Source organism: Burkholderia cepacia complex sp. TUM26381 (assembly GCF_057439935.1).
Genome location: NZ_CM172007.1, coordinates 874,949 through 889,703 on the forward strand (window position 1 = coordinate 874,949; position 14,755 = coordinate 889,703).

Below are 14,755 nucleotides of genomic sequence, written 5' to 3' on the forward strand. Positions count from 1 at the left end.
TCACGTGCCGTCACCGATCCGGTAGCCGACGCCGCGCACCGTGCGGATCATGTCGTGGCCGAGTTTCTTGCGCAGGTTGTGGATATGCACCTGCACCGCGTTGCTCTCGATTTCCTCGCCCCAGCTGTACAGCCGTTCCTCGAATTGCTCGCGCGAAATCACCGCGCCGGGCTCGCGCATCAGCTCGTGCAGCAGCACGAATTCCTTCGGCGACAGCGGCACTTCGTCATCGTCGAGCCAGACGAGGTGTTTGACGGGGTCGAGCCGCAGCGGGCCGATCGCGAGCGTCGTCTGCGCGCGGCCCGCATGGCGGCGGTTGACCGCGCGGATGCGGGCGAGCAGTTCGTCGAGCTCGAACGGCTTGACGAGATAGTCGTCCGCGCCGCTGTCGAGGCCTGCGATGCGGTCGGGCACGCCGTCGCGCGCGGTGATGATGATCGCGGGCAGGGTTTCGTCGCGGCGGCGCAGCGCGGCGAGCACCGACAGGCCGTCGCGGTTCGGCAGCCCGAGATCGAGCAGCAGCAGGCCGTAGCCGGTCGAGCGCAGCGCGAGCGACGCGGCATCGCCGTCCTTCACCCAGTCGACCGCGAAGCCTTCCTGTTTGAGGCCCTGTTCGAGCCCGCTGCCGATCAGCGGATCGTCCTCGACGAGCAGTACGCGCATGAATTCGTGTCTCTTCAACGGGGCGCCGCGGCGCCCGGAGTCCCCATGATAAGCGCACGTGTCTTAGGCAGAGCTTAAATGCGCGCGGCGCGTGGCTGGCTTTAGTACTCGTCCAATGCGGCACCGTGTCGCCTCGGCGCACCCTTCAGGTTTGCTTAATCTTACGGTCCGTAATCTGGCGTCGTCGCGTCCAACGGGGCGCGGCGTCACATCGAAGAAGAGGACCGACATCATGAAACACCTGGCCAGAATCCTGGCGGTCGCGCTTGCCACGCTGCCCGCCGCTGTCTACGCGCAATACACGGGGCCGTCCGCGCTGACCACGACGACCGTCAAGGAGCTGCTCGCCAACGGCAAGGACGACCAGCACGTGCAGTTGCAGGGGCGCATCGTCAAGCACATCGGCGGCGAGGATTTCGAGTTCGCCGACGCCACCGGCACGATCCGCGTCGAGATCGACGCCAAGCTGTGGGCGGCCGGCCAGCCTGTCAGCGACAAGAACGAAGTGAAGGTGACCGGCGAATTCGAGCGGAAATGGTCGGGCCGGGTGAAGGTCGATGCCGACCACGTCGAAGTGCTGCGCTGACCGGTGCGTGCGGGGCCGGTGATACCATGAACGACCGGTTTCCGTTCCCACCAAGATGGCCGCCAATTTCGACGAACTCGCGTCCCGGATCCGGACGCAATTTTCAGAGCTGAGCCCGCAGTTCCAGGCGGGCGCCGCTTTCCTGCTCGATCATCCCGACGAAGTCGCTACATCGTCGATGCGCAAGGTCGCGCAGCGCGCGCAGGTGCAGCCTGCATCGCTCGTGCGGCTCGCGCAGCAATTCGGCTTCCCCGGCTGGAACGAGCTGCGCGACCTGTGCGTCGCGCGCGTGCGCACGCGTCCCGAGCCGCTCACGCAGCGTGCGCGGTCGCTCGTGCGGCCCGATGCGAAGGCATCGCTCGCACACGACCTGCTCGCCGCGCAGCAGCACAACCTGTCGGCGACCGCCGCGCAGAACGAGCACGCGCTCGCGGATGCGGCCAAACTGATCCGCAAGGCATCGCATGTGCACGTGGCGGGGTTTCGCTCGTGCTATCCGGTCGCGTTCGGTTTCGTCTACGGCTACCGGCTGTTCCGTCCGACCGTGTCGCTGCTCAACGGCGTCGCCGGTTCGCTCGAAATGGAACTGCGGACGATCGCGAAGCAGAGCGTGACCGTGATCGTCAGTTTCGCGCCGTATTCGGCCGAAGCGACGCGCGTCGCGCAGGCCGCGAAGGCGCAGGGAAGCAAGATCGTCGCGATCACCGACAGCGCCGTGTCGCCGATCGCGCTGCACGCGGACGCGCAACTGATCTTCACGCACGACAGCCCGTCGTTCTTCCCGTCGCTGGTGGCCGCGCATGCGATGGCCGAGGCGCTGGTCGCGCAGTTGCTGGCGCTCGAAGGCAGCGACGCGATCGCGGCGCTCGAGCGTACCGAAGCGGAGCTGCACGCGAAGGGCGCGTACGTCGTTTGACGTGCGCGGCACGTCACGCCTGTTCACGATTCAACCCGACCCGACCGATGACGTTCATCTACGAAGTGACCGATGCGGGCGCCGCGGACGTGCGCAAGCAGATCGTCGCGCCGCTCGTCCGATTCAACGAAAGCCAGGCCGGCCCGGCCAAGTTCCGGCCGCTGGCCGTGGTCGTGACCGACGAGTCGGGCGCGGTGGTCGGCGGCCTGTGGGGCGGCACGGCGTTCGGCTGGCTGCATGTCGACCTGCTCGTGGTGCCCGAAGCCGCGCGCGGCCAGGGCGCCGGCACGCGCATCATGGATCTCGCCGAAGCGGAGGCCGTCGCGCGCGGTTGCCACAGCGCGTGGCTCGACACGTTCGACTTCCAGGCGCGGCCGTTCTATGAGAAACGCGGCTATGTCCGTTTCGGCGAGCTGCCGGATTATCCGGTCGGGCACACACGCATTTTCCTGACGAAGAAACTCGCGGGTTGAGCGGCGGCGCCGGCGGCGCGGTTGACGATGCGGCCGGCCGTCGCCTACGATACCGGGCAGCGATGCAGGTCGCTTCCGGGTCCGCGGAAAGGGTTGAACCCACCTGTCGCAGCAAATCCAGTCTTTCCCCATCCTTTGTGCTGGCGGTATTGCGGACCTTCGGCCATCCATGCACGAGGATCCGCATGAAAAAGCTGCCTCCCGGGGCCCATCCCGATCATCTGAAAAAGCAGGCCAAGGCATTGTTGCGCCTGTACCGGCAGGGCGACGCCGGTGCCGTCGCGCGTTTTGTCCAGTCTCTCCCCGCCGCCGCGAACCGCACGCACGATGAAACGCGGGCGCTCGGGCTCCGCCTGCACGACGCGCAGTCCTGCATCGCGCGCGAGTACGGCTTTGCGTCGTGGGCCGATCTCGGCGCGTTCGTCGAAATGCAGTCGCTCGCGCGGCAACCGCGGTCGCTGCTGATCCGGCGCTGGCTCGACCTCGCCTACGGTGCCGACGTGACCGGCGGCTTCGACGCCCCCCGGCCGCACGTCGCCGCGCAATGGCTAATCGATCATCCCGATCTCGTTTCGGCCGACCCGGCCATCGCGTGCGCGGCGGGCGATCTCGACGCGATGAGGGCGGCACAGGCCGCCGATCCCGGCTGGATCGCGCGTGCCGGCGGTCCGCTGAAGCTGCCGCCGCTCGTCGCCGTCACGCATTCGCGGCTCGGGCAGATTCCCGCGTTCGCCGTCAGGCTGCGCGCATGCGCGCGTCATCTGCTCGATGCCGGCGCCGATCCGAACCAGCGGATCGGCAACCGTTTTCCGCCCGCCTCGCTTGCCGAGCCCGACGAGTCGGGGCCGCTGTCGGCGCTGTATGGCGCGGCCGGCGTCAATCGCGATCCGGCGCTCACCGCGATGCTGCTGGCGGCTGGCGCCGATCCGAACGACGGCGAATCGCTGTATCACTCGGTGGAGAATCCGGCGTGTACGCGCGTGCTGCTCGAGCACGGCGCACGGGTGGACGGAACGAATGCGCTGCGGCGGGCACTCGACGTGCCGGACGCCGCCGCGCTCGAACTGCTGCTCGCGCATGGCGGCGACCCGAACGAGCCGGCCGGAGAAGGGCCGACGAAGATGTGGGGCGCGCCTTTGTTGCGCGCGATCGCCGTGCGTTGCCCGGCACGCCATGTCGCCGCGCTGCTGGCGGCCGGCGCTGATCCCGCTGCGCGGACCGCGGCCGGCGTCAGTGCGTACCGGCTTGCGATGCAGGCCGGATTGTCGGAGGTCGCGGCGCTGTTGCGCGCGGCCGGCGCGCAAGAGGTACTCGGCGCGGACGATGCGTTCGTGGCGGCCTGCGCGCGTGCCGACGCGTCCGGCGCGCGGCGCATCCAGGCGCAGCATCCCGAACTGCCTGGCGCGCTGACCGAAGACCGGTTGCGCCAGTTGCCCGACGCCGCCGCATGGGGCTCGCGCGACGCGGTGAAGGTCATGGTCGAGCTGGGCTGGCCGGTCGCTGCGCGTGGCGGCGACTGGGACGCGAGCGCGCTGAATCACGCGGTGTTCCGCGGCGATGCCGACCTGCTGGCGTTCCTGCTCGCGCACGGTGCCAACTGGCGCGACATGCACGGGTTCGGCAGCGACGCGCTCGGCACGTTGTCCTGGGCGTCCGTCAACGAACCGGAAGGCGTCGGCGATCCCGACTGGGAAGCGTGCGCGCGCGTGCTGATCGCGCACGGCGTGCCGCAAGCGGCGCGCGACCTGTCGAATCCGGATGGCGTGCTGATCGACGGCCGCGCGATGCGGTTCTCGGAGGCCGTCACCGACGTGCTGCTCGGCATCGACGGCACGCAGCCTGCCTTGACCTGAAAGCGGGCGGGCGGGCCTTGGGCGAACCCGGCGCCGGTCCGCTCACCCGTACCGTCACCGGTTTTTCGTGTCGTGCGACGACATTTCGGCGGTCGCTGAAACGTCGCGCGCACGACCGGCGTAAGCTCACCCGTCAACACCTTCCGGGAGTCCGCGATGACCCGTTTTGACCAGCAAGCCCGCCACGCCGAAGCTTTCCGCGCGCTGCACACGCGCCCCGGCGCCTTCATCATCCCGAACCCGTGGGACGCCGGCACCGCGCGCCTGCTGGCGATGGCCGGCTTCGAGGCGCTCGCCACCACGAGCGCCGGCTATGCATTTTCGAAAGGGCAGCCTGACAACGCGATCGACCGCGACGCGATGCTCGACCACATCGCCGATCTCGTCGCCGCGGGCGGCCTGCCCGTGAGCGCCGATCTCGAGAACGGTTTCGGCGATGCGCCCGGCACGGTGGCCGAAACGATCCGGCTGGCGGCCGAGGCCGGCGCGGTCGGCGGCTCGATCGAGGATGCGACGGGCCGTGCCGATACGCCGATCTATGCGCGCGACGCGTCGGTCGAGCGCATCGCGGCGGCCGTCGAAGCGGCGAGGGCGCTGCCGTTTCCGTTCACGCTGACCGCGCGCTGCGAAAACTACCTGCACGGCCGCCGCGACCTCGACGACACGATCGCGCGGCTCGTCGCCTATCGCGACGCCGGCGCCGACGTGCTGTATGCGCCGGGCATCACCGACGCCGCCGAAATCGCGGCGGTGACGCGGGCGGTCGGCGCGCCCGTCAATGTCGTCATGGGCTTGCAGGGCGGGTTGCTGAGCCTCGATGAACTGGCGGCGCTCGGCGTGAAGCGCGTCAGCGTCGGCGGTGCACTGGCGCGGGCCGCACTCGGGGCGTTCCTGCGCGCTGCGACGGAGATGATGCGCGACGGCACGTTTACATTTACGCAGGCGGCCGTGCCGGGGCGCGATATCAACCGCTGGTTTGCCGCCCCCGATAATTCGCCGGTTTTGTTCGGCGAATGATCCCTAATAAAAAGTGGGATCGTTTCCAGTCGAAACGTTGATTGACAATAATCAACCGATTTCACGTCCGAATTAATCGTCGATGACGGCGTGAAAATCATCGTTTATTCTCCGCATTCCGCCCGCTCGACCGCTGCCGGCACGTAACCCGCGCCGGATCTGGCGGCCGGCGGGACGCGATGCGTGCCAATCCGGCGCATTGTTGCCAGTTTCCGTTCAAAGCATTTATGTACGCGGGAGTTGCCGGCTGTTTTTTTGATTGATAATCTGCGGCACGTTGTAATGACCGGTCGATGGACTGCCGGGAATATCAATATATAAAAAGCTGAGAGAGCGATGACGATTCGAGAAAATCACCGCGTCGGGTTTCGCGTCGGCGATGTCGTAACGCTGAAAACCGGCGGGCCCCGCATGACCGTCACCTATGCGGGGCCGGTCGTGTTCGACGACGGCGACTGGTTGATCTGCCAGTGGTTCGACGAAAGCGGCGAGTTCCGGCAGGAAATGTTCCATCACGACACGGTGGTGCCCGAACCGCGTGCGATTTCGGCCGGGCGCGTCCGGCTGCGCATGCAGTCGCACCGCTACCGCTCGGCTGCCTGACATCGGGCTGTCGTTGCGATGCCGCGACGGGCGGCGCCCGTGCAGCGACATTTCATGCAACCCCGAAACATGCGGCGGCGCACTGCGCCGATACTGAACGCATGAACCCGACCGATCCCATTGCCGCGGTCACGCACCGCGATCCCTATCCCTACTATGCGACGCTCGTCGACGGGCCGCCGCTCGCATTCGATGCCACGCTCGGCCTGTGGGTCGCGAGCCGCGCGGCGGCCGTGACGGCCGTGCTCAGCCATCCGGCCTGCCGGGTGCGCCCGCTGGACGCGCCGGTGCCGCCCGCGTTGCGTGGCACGACGGCCGGCGCGCTGTTCGGCGAGCTGGTGCGCATGAACGATGGCGCGTCGCGGCACGACGTGCCGAAGCAGGCGTTGCGCGCGGCGTTCGCGCCGGTCGACACGGAGGCGCTGCGCGATCGCGCCGGGCAGCTTGCCGCGCGGCGGTTGCCGGCGGTGGGCGACGCCGACGCGCTGAACGGGTGGTGCATGACGGTGCCGGTGTGCGCGGTCGCCGATCTGCTCGGCTTCGACGAAACGCAGCTCGACGAGATCGCGGCGCAGGTGGTCGACTTCGTCGCCGCGCTGTCACCGTTGTCGGATGCCGCGGCGCTGGCCCGCGCGAGCGACGGTGCGCGGCAACTGCTCGACCGGATGACGGCGCGCGTTGCGCAGTCGCACGCCCATGACGGCACGCTGGTCGCTGCGGTGCAACAGGCAGCGCGCGCGTCTGGCTGGCAGGCGAGCGGCGCGCTGGTCGCGAATCTGGTCGGTTTGCTGTCGCAGACGTGCGAGGCGACGGCCGCATGGCTCGGCAATGCGCTGGTCGCCTGGCACGGGGAAGCGGGCATGGCGCCGGACGCCGCCGCGCTCGACGCGTTCGTTGCCGAAGTCGGGCGTTTCGATTCGCCGGTGCAGAACACGCGCCGCTTCGTCGCGGCCCACACGACGATCGAAGGCGTGCATGTCGAAGCCGGCGACGCGATCCTCGTCGTGCTCGCCGCGGCGAACCGCGACCCGGCTGTGTATCGCGACCCGCACCGGCTGATGCCCGGCCGCACGGCGGGGCCGAATTTCGGCTTCGGCACGGGGCCGCATGGCTGCCCGGGCGAGCGGATCGCGCAGGCGGTGACGGCGGGGGCGTTCGGGGCGTGGTTGCGTGCGGGCGGCTGGCCGCCGCGCGACCGACTCGACTGGAATTACCGCGCGTCGACCAACGTCAGGGTGCCGAAGTTCGGCGCAGCACGGTAAAGGGAAAAGAGGGGCTTAACGGCAGCCTTGCTTTTCCGCCCATTGCTCCTGGGCGGCGACGCGGCGTTGCACGCGTTCGACGAGGCCAGTCGAGAAGGTCCGCATGCTGATGCCGCGGCGCTTGGCGAGGATCGTCTGCGCGACGTCGGTGCGCGGGTTCGGCTGGCACGCCCAGTACAGCGTCATCAGCCAGCCGATGCCGGTCCATGCGAACAACGCGTTGAACATCGCGATCGTCAGCTTGTCGTGCCGGCCGCGCCTGTCGGCAATGACGGCCGGCAGAAAATAGATCGCGATCGCGGCGACTGAACCGGCCACTTGAATCAGGACTTCATCATGCATGGTGCTGCTCCGTCCGAACTGCAATGAGGCTGATTGTCGCGCTTTTTCCGTTCGTGTGCAGGCAATTGATTGTTGCGTTTTTAAAGACGATCAGCCGGCTTCGGCGTCTGCCGGCTGGACTTCGTTGCTCAGCGCGAAACCTTCGTCGAGCCAGCCCGTCACGCCGCCGATCATCAGCTTGACCGGGCGGCCGAGGCGCGCGAGCTGGATCGCCGCGCGCGCGGCGCCGTTGCAGTGCGGGCCCGCGCAGTACACGACGAACAGCGTGCCGGCCGGGTAACCGGCGAGCTTGCTCTCGATGATCTTGCGGCGCGGCAGGTTGCGTGCGCCGGGCACGTGGCCGGCGGCGAACGGCTCGGGACCGCGCACGTCGAGCAGCACGAAATCGGGTGCGCCCGATGCGAGCGCATCGTGCACGTCCCAGCAATCGGTCTCGAAGCGCAGCGACGCCTCGAAATGCGCGAGGGCGGCGGGGCTGTCGGCGGCGGGCACGTCGGTGACGTAGGACATGGGCAGGTTCTCCGGGTCGAAGGGGCGCGGAACGCGCCGGGATGAAGGGCAGTATCGCGGTTCGGCCCGTTTCGCGGCAGTGGCGTGATCGACAAGTTCCGGTAACATTGCGCCATGCACAATCATCTCGTCGTTGCGCTCGCCTACGATCGCCTCTGCACGTTCGAATTCGGCTGCGTGGTCGAATTGTTCGCGCTCGAGCGCCCGGAACTCGGCGTCGACTGGTATCGCTTCGCGGTATGCGCGAGCGAGCCGGGGCCGGTGCGCGCGGCGGGCGGTATCACGGTCGCCGCGCCGTATCGGCTCGCGACGCTCGATCGCGCGGACACCATCGTGATTCCCGGCTGGCGCGATCCGGACGAACTGCCACCCGAACCGTTGCTGAAGAAACTGCGGGCCGCGCATCGGCGCGGCGCGCGGCTCTGCTCGATCTGTTCGGGCGTGTTCGTGCTCGCGGCGGCCGGCGTGCTCGACGGCCTCACCGTGACGACCCACTGGCGTTACGCGGAACGTCTGCAGGCGCGCTATCCGGCGCTGCGCGTGAATCCCGATGCGCTTTACGTCGACGAAGGGCAGATCATTACGTCGGCCGGCTCGGCGGCGGGGCTCGACATGCTGCTGCATCTGGTGCGCCGCGACCACGGCGGCGCGATCGCGAACCGTGTCGCGCAGCGCCTCGTGCTGCCGCCGCATCGCGACGGCGGCCAGGCGCAATTCGTGCCGCGCCCGGTCGCACCGGGCGGCACCGACCGGCTCGCGAAGCTGATCGACTGGATGCGCGCGCATGCGGCCGAGCCGCATACGCTGGCGTCGCTCGCCGCGCGGGCGGCGATGAGCACGCGCACGCTACAGCGGCAGTTCGCGGATGCGACGGGGATGTCGCCGCTCACGTGGCTGATCCGCGAGCGCGTGAACGTCGCGAAGGACATGCTCGAGGCGCAGCCCGCGCTGCCGCTCGCTCAGGTCGCGGCGCGCGCGGGGTTCGGCTCGGAGGAATCGTTGCGCCGGCATTTCCGGCGTATCGCGGCGACCAGCCCGGCCGCATACCGGCGCGGGATGGATCGCGGCGGAAGCTAGCGCGCACCGGACGGAGCGGTTGGTGCGCGACGACGGCAAGGACAACCAACGTGGCGATGGCCACGCATTCCGAACAGGGATTCCGATGACCACACTGCCTTCCCGTTTGCCGCTTATCCAGGCTCCGATGGTCGGCTCGCTGAGCCCGCTCGCGATTGCCGTGTGCGAAGCCGGCGGGCTCGGCTCGCTCGCCTGTGCGGCGCTCGGCCCGCAGCAGTTGCGCGACGAGATCGCGGCGATCCGCGCGCGCACACCCGCGCCGTTCAACGTGAACTTCTTCTGCCACACACCGCCCGCGCCCGATGCGGAGGTCGACGCACGCTGGCGCGCAGCGCTCGCCGGCTACTACGCGGAAGCGGGAGTTGATCCGGCCGGCGTGAAGGGCGGCCCCGGCCGCGCACCGTTCGACGATGCGATGTGCGCGGTCGTCGAGGAATTGCGCCCGGCCGTCGTGAGCTTCCATTTCGGGTTGCCGGATGACACGCTGCTCGATCGCGTGCGCCGCACGGGGGCCTGCGTGGTTTCGTCTGCAACAACCGTCGAGGAAGCGCGCTGGCTCGATGCGCGCGGCGTCGACGCGATCGTTGCGCAGGGCGCGGAGGCGGGCGGCCATCGCGGCATGTTCCTGACCGACGATATCCACGCGCAACCCGGCCTGTTCGCGTTGCTGCCGCAGATCGTCGATGCGGTGCGCGTGCCGGTGATCGCAGCCGGTGCGATCGCCGACGGGCGCGGCATCGCGGCCGCGTTCGCGCTCGGTGCGCGCGCGGTGCAGATCGGCACCGGCTACCTGCTGACGCCGCAGGCCGGCCGCTCGGCGCAGCATCGTGCGGCCGTGCGCGCCGCACGCGACGACGGCACGCGCATGACCAACCTGTACACGGGCCGCCCCGCGCGCGGGCTGCTGACGCGTTTCATGCGCGAGCAGGGACCGATGAGTGCGCTCGCGCCTGCGTTCCCGCTCGCGACGGCCGCGGTCGATCCGCTGCGCGGCGCGTTCGAGCGGCAGGGGCGTGACGATTTCTCGCTGCTGTGGTCGGGCGAGGCCGCGGCGCTCGCGTGCGAAGCGGATGCCGGCGAACTGACGCGGCGGTTGTGGGACGATGCGCTGGCCTGCGCCGCAGGGCTGCGCGACGCGTTCCCGAAGGTCGTCTGAACGGCCAGGAGGGGGCGCCGGCGGGGGAGCATCGGCGTATGATCTGGGTTTTCGTCAGCCCGATCCAGGCACCCCCACCATGACTTCCGTCGACACTACCCCCGTCCTCGACCATGACAAGCTCGTTACCTTCATCGAGCGCAAGTGGAACGATGAAATCCTCCATGCGCTGACCGACTACATCGCGATCCCCGCGAAGAGTCCTGCATTCGACCCCGACTGGGCGAAGCGCGGCTATCTCGAGCGCGTCGTCACCGATGCCGCGCAGTGGGCCGAGCGGCAGCCCGTGAAGGGCCTGAAGCTCGAGATCGTGCGCCTGCCGGGCCGCACGCCGGTGATCTTCTTCGAATCGCCGGCCACGCGCTCGGGCAGCACCGACACGATCCTGCTGTACGGCCACCTCGACAAGCAGCCCGAATTCGACGGCTGGCGCGCGGACCTCGGCCCGTGGACGCCCAAGTTCGAGAACGGCAAGCTGTACGGCCGCGGCGGCGCGGACGACGGCTATGCGATCTACGCGAGCCTCGCGGCGCTCGGCGCGCTCGACGAGCAGGGCATCGAGCGGCCGCGCTGCGTCGGCCTGATCGAGACCTGCGAAGAGTCGGGCAGCTACGATCTGCTGCCGTACGTCGACGCATTGCGCGACCGGCTTGGCCAGGTGTCGCTCGTCGTCTGCCTCGATTCGGGCGCCGGCAACTACGACCAGATGTGGCTCACCACGTCGCTGCGCGGGCTCGTGTCCGGCGACCTGCAGGTCGAGGTGCTGGAAGAAGGCATTCACTCGGGTGTGTACGGCGGCATCGCGCCGTCGAGCTTCCGCGTGATGCGCCAGCTGTTCGAGCGTCTCGAAGATGCGAAGAACGGCAACCTGCTGCCGGGCGTGTTCCATTGCGAGATTCCGTCGAGCCGCGTGCGCGAAGCCGAAGCGGCTGCCGCGATTCTCGGCGACATGGTGTGGAAGGGGCTGCCGTGGGCGTGCGGCGCGGACGGCAAGCCGGTGCTGCCGACCACGACCGATCCGCGCGAGGCGCTGCTGAATTCGACGTGGCGTCCGTCGCTGTCCGTGACGGGCGCGGCCGGCATGCCGGCGCTCGCCGATGCGGGCAACGTGCTGCGTCCGCGTACCGCGTTCAAGCTGTCGCTGCGCCTGCCGCCGCTCGTCGACGCCGCGCAGGCCGTGCAGCAGCTGAAGGACCTGCTCGAACTCGATCCGCCGTACAACGCGAAGGTCACGTTCAAGCCGGACGCGGGCGCCGCGACGGGCTGGAGCGCGCCGGATCTCGCACCGTGGCTCGCGTCGTCGCTCGACGCCGCGTCGCGCCGCCACTTTGGCGCCGATTGCGCGTACATGGGCCTCGGCGGCACGATCCCGCTGATGAACGTGCTGCAGGAAGGCTTCCCGTCCGCGCAGTTCATGGTGTGCGGCGTGCTCGGGCCGAAGTCGAACGCGCACGGCCCGAACGAGTTCCTGCATGTGCCGTACGCGAAGAAGCTTACCGCGGCCGTTGCGGACGTGATCGCGACCGCGCGCTGACCGTCGCATCGCCCGACGTGCCGATTTCCCGACCCGATCCGACTTGATGGAGTGTTGCCGATGACCGCACTGCCGACGCCCGATACCGATCCGCCGCGCATGCGCGCCGAACCGCTGCATGCATTCGTCGCGGCGCTCTGGGAACGGGCCGGCAGTAGCGAGCGTGAGGCACGGCTCGTCGCCGATCATCTGGTCGGCGCGAATCTCGCGGGCCACGATTCGCATGGCATCGGGATGATCCCGAACTACGTCGCGTCGTGGCGGGAAGGGCAATTGCAACTGAACGGGCACGCGTCGATCGTCCGCGACGGCGGCGCGGTGCTGTCGATCGACGGCGGGCGCGGTTTCGGCCAGGTGATCGCGTTCGAGGCGATGGTCGAAGGGATCGAGCGCGCGCGGCGCATGGGTATCTGCGCGGTCGGGCTGCGCGACGTCCACCACCTCGGCCGTATCGGGCATTGGGCGGAGCAGTGCGCGCGCTCGGGGCTCGTGTCGTTCCATTTCGTCAACGTGCCGGGCGACCTGCTGGTCGCGCCGCTGCACGGTACCGATCCGCGTTTCGGCACGAATCCGTTCTGCGCCGCGTATCCGCGGGCGGGCAAGCCGCCGCTGCTGCTCGATTTCGCGACGAGCGCGATCGCGTACGGCAAGACGCGCGTCGCCTACAACCAGGGCAAGCGCGTGCCGGCCGGGTCGCTGATCGACCATCGCGGCCAGCCGACCGACGATCCGGCCGTGATGCACGAGCAGCCGTTCGGCGCGCTGCTGCCGTTCGGGTTGCACAAGGGGTATGCGCTCGCGGCGATGTGCGAGATCTTCGGCGGCGCGCTCGTGGGCGGGCATACGACGTACGGCGATACGCTGCAGAAGACGAGTGCGATCGTCAACGGGATGCTGTCGGTGCTGATCGACCCGAGCGCGTTCGACGCGGCTGATGCCGAGCGCGAAGCCGATGCGTTCGTCGCATGGGCGAAGGCGTCGCCGCAGGCCGGCGATGCGCCGGTACTGGTGCCCGGCGAGCCGGAGGAAGCGAGCCGCGCCGCCCGCGGGGCCGCCGGCATTCCGGTCGACCGTGCGACGTGGCGGCAGATTCGCGAGAGCGCTGCGGCCGTCGGATTCGACGGCGCCGAGCTTGACGCGTGGACGCAGCGCTGCGAGGCATCCGCATGAGCTGGCAGTCGGAGAAGGCGCACGGCGAAGAGATCGCATATCAGCTTGCGCCGCTCGGCGCGGTGACGGTCGCGCGGTTCTTCAGCGGCGCGGCGATGCGGCTCGACGGCGTGATGTTCGGCTTCATGTCGCGCGGGTCGCTGTTCCTGCGCGTCGACGACGTGAACCGCCCGGCGTTCGTCGCGGCGGGGATGGGGCCGTTCTCGTATGCGCGGCCCACGCGTACCGTCGCGCTCGAGGGCTACTACGAAACGCCGGCCGACGTGCTCGAGGATGCGGGCGCGTTGTTCGACTGGTGCCGCAGCGCGTATCGCGCGGCTTTGCTGGCGGGGCCGCCGAAGCGCAAGGCGAGGGCCGTGCCGAAACCGGCGTCGAAGGCGGGTGCGGGGACGACACCGAAATCCGCGTCGAAAGCTGCACCGAAGGCAGCACCGAAGGCAGTACCGAAGGCAGCACCGAAGGCAGCACCGAAGGCAGCACCGAAATCCGCGCCCAAACCTGCGCCCAAACCTGCGCCCAAACCTGCGGCCAAATCCGCGCCGAAACCGTCGCCGAAGCCCGAGCCGAACCCTGCATCCAGAGCGGCGGCGAAATCCCCGCCGAAACCGGCCTCCGTGCCGAAAGCGAAACCGGCATCGAAATCGTCGCCTGTACCGGCGTCCACCCCCCCGGCGAAGCGCAAGCAGACGTAGTCCCGGTCGCACGACGCGACAGCCTCGCGATTTTCGTTTTCCTTTCTTTCAGGCGTGCCCATCATCGGGCGATCGGTGTGCTGTATGGCTGCGCGCCCTTACGATCACGCGTACGAACGCGTCAGGCTTGATGCGCTGCACATCCTGCATGCTTCACAACGGCGGCCCCGGCGTTTATGATCGCGCGGGTTGCGCCCGTGCCTGGCGTGACCCGCCGGCCTCGCCGCCGGCACCGCGAACGGCGCATCGTACGCCGCGCGGGAGACGTTCCCCACTCATCATTCCAGACGGAGACAGTCGATGCTCGTCCTGATTCTCGGTTTAGCGATCTTCCTCGGTGTGCACTCGATCCGGATCGTCGCCGACGGCTGGCGGTCCGCGACGATCGAACGGATCGGCGAGAAGGGCTGGAAGGGCGGTTATGCGATCGCGTCGATCGTCGGCTTCGCGCTGATCATCTGGGGATACGGGATGGCCCGTGCAGGCGCGACGCTGCTGTGGGTGTCGCCGGTCGGCGTGCGCCATCTGACGGGCATGTTGACCGCGGTCGCGTTCGTGCTGATCGCCGCGTCGTACGTGCCGCGCAACCGGATCAAGACGCTCGTCGGACACCCGATGCTCGCCGGCGTGATGGTCTGGGCCGTTGCGCACCTGCTCGTGAACGGCACCGTGCACGCGGTCGTGCTGTTCGGCGCATTCTTCGTGTGGTCGATCGTCGATTTCGTCGTGTCGCGCGCGCGCGATCGCCGCGACGGCGTCCGCTACCCGGCCGGCGGGCTGTCGGGCGACATCGTCGCGGTGCTGGGCGGGCTCGTCGTCTGGGCCGTGTTCGCGCTGTTCCTGCATGGCCCGCTGATCGGCGTGCGGCCGTTCGGCTGAACGCGCACGCCGGGCAGCCGGC

General features: G+C 69.1%; 16 protein-coding genes. 13 read left to right on the forward strand and 3 right to left on the reverse strand.

Annotated elements, in window-relative coordinates; all coding sequences use genetic code 11:
- Positions 1-663, reverse strand: coding sequence for a response regulator (locus ACWMMN_RS20680; protein ID WP_059239568.1), 663 nt, complete (start codon positions 661-663; stop codon positions 1-3).
- A 232-nt stretch (positions 664-895) separates the two neighbouring features.
- Between ACWMMN_RS20680 and ACWMMN_RS20685 the strand changes: the two genes are divergently transcribed.
- The 7 genes from ACWMMN_RS20685 to ACWMMN_RS20715 all read left to right on the forward strand — a co-directional run bounded on the left by ACWMMN_RS20685 (position 896) and on the right by ACWMMN_RS20715 (position 7,373).
- Positions 896-1,249 carry a YgiW/YdeI family stress tolerance OB fold protein gene (locus ACWMMN_RS20685; protein WP_059239570.1) on the forward strand — a complete coding sequence of 118 codons (354 nt, stop codon included), beginning with the start codon at positions 896-898 and terminating at the stop codon, positions 1,247-1,249.
- 55 nt (positions 1,250-1,304) lie between these two features.
- On the forward strand, positions 1,305-2,165 hold the full coding sequence (locus ACWMMN_RS20690; protein ID WP_059239572.1) for a MurR/RpiR family transcriptional regulator: 861 nt from the start codon (positions 1,305-1,307) through the stop codon (positions 2,163-2,165).
- A gap of 47 nt (positions 2,166-2,212) precedes the next feature.
- Complete coding sequence (locus ACWMMN_RS20695) at positions 2,213-2,638, forward strand: GNAT family N-acetyltransferase (protein WP_486423875.1); 426 nt, start codon at positions 2,213-2,215, stop codon at positions 2,636-2,638.
- 185 nt (positions 2,639-2,823) lie between these two features.
- A complete protein-coding gene (locus ACWMMN_RS20700; protein WP_342705271.1) occupies positions 2,824-4,491 on the forward strand; it encodes an ankyrin repeat domain-containing protein in 1,668 nt (555 codons plus the stop codon).
- 156 nt (positions 4,492-4,647) lie between these two features.
- Positions 4,648-5,508, forward strand: a complete 861-nt coding sequence (locus tag ACWMMN_RS20705; protein WP_059239578.1) for an isocitrate lyase/PEP mutase family protein — start codon at positions 4,648-4,650, stop codon at positions 5,506-5,508.
- Between the two features lie 336 nt (positions 5,509-5,844).
- A complete protein-coding gene (locus tag ACWMMN_RS20710; RefSeq protein ID WP_174992436.1) occupies positions 5,845-6,111 on the forward strand; it encodes a YodC family protein in 267 nt (88 codons plus the stop codon).
- 101 nt (positions 6,112-6,212) lie between these two features.
- Positions 6,213-7,373: a cytochrome P450 gene (locus tag ACWMMN_RS20715; protein WP_486423876.1), complete on the forward strand. Its 1,161-nt coding sequence runs from the start codon at positions 6,213-6,215 to the stop codon at positions 7,371-7,373.
- Positions 7,374-7,388: 15 nt separating this feature from the next.
- Here ACWMMN_RS20715 and ACWMMN_RS20720 read toward each other — a convergent pair whose 3' ends face one another.
- On the reverse strand, positions 7,389-7,715 hold the full coding sequence (locus ACWMMN_RS20720; RefSeq protein WP_059239584.1) for a superinfection immunity protein: 327 nt from the start codon (positions 7,713-7,715) through the stop codon (positions 7,389-7,391).
- Between the two features lie 90 nt (positions 7,716-7,805).
- A complete protein-coding gene (locus ACWMMN_RS20725; RefSeq protein WP_059239586.1) occupies positions 7,806-8,225 on the reverse strand; it encodes a rhodanese-like domain-containing protein in 420 nt (139 codons plus the stop codon).
- A gap of 114 nt (positions 8,226-8,339) precedes the next feature.
- On the opposite strand from ACWMMN_RS20725, the gene ftrA reads away from it, so the two are divergent.
- The 6 genes from ftrA to ACWMMN_RS20755 all read left to right on the forward strand — a co-directional run bounded on the left by ftrA (position 8,340) and on the right by ACWMMN_RS20755 (position 14,733).
- Complete coding sequence (gene ftrA, locus ACWMMN_RS20730; protein ID WP_059239588.1) at positions 8,340-9,302, forward strand: transcriptional regulator FtrA; 963 nt, start codon at positions 8,340-8,342, stop codon at positions 9,300-9,302.
- A gap of 85 nt (positions 9,303-9,387) precedes the next feature.
- Positions 9,388-10,458 carry an NAD(P)H-dependent flavin oxidoreductase gene (locus ACWMMN_RS20735; protein WP_486423877.1) on the forward strand — a complete coding sequence of 357 codons (1,071 nt, stop codon included), beginning with the start codon at positions 9,388-9,390 and terminating at the stop codon, positions 10,456-10,458.
- A gap of 79 nt (positions 10,459-10,537) precedes the next feature.
- Positions 10,538-11,992, forward strand: coding sequence for a M20 family metallopeptidase (locus ACWMMN_RS20740; protein WP_059239592.1), 1,455 nt, complete (start codon positions 10,538-10,540; stop codon positions 11,990-11,992).
- A 60-nt stretch (positions 11,993-12,052) separates the two neighbouring features.
- Positions 12,053-13,162 (forward strand): malate/lactate/ureidoglycolate dehydrogenase, encoded by a 1,110-nt coding sequence (locus ACWMMN_RS20745; RefSeq protein WP_174992432.1) that lies wholly within the window; start codon positions 12,053-12,055, stop codon positions 13,160-13,162.
- Between the two features lie 95 nt (positions 13,163-13,257).
- Positions 13,258-13,854: a TfoX/Sxy family protein gene (locus ACWMMN_RS20750; RefSeq protein WP_486424084.1), complete on the forward strand. Its 597-nt coding sequence runs from the start codon at positions 13,258-13,260 to the stop codon at positions 13,852-13,854.
- A 300-nt stretch (positions 13,855-14,154) separates the two neighbouring features.
- Positions 14,155-14,733: an NnrU family protein gene (locus tag ACWMMN_RS20755; protein ID WP_059239595.1), complete on the forward strand. Its 579-nt coding sequence runs from the start codon at positions 14,155-14,157 to the stop codon at positions 14,731-14,733.
- Positions 14,734-14,755: the final 22 nt, after the last annotated feature.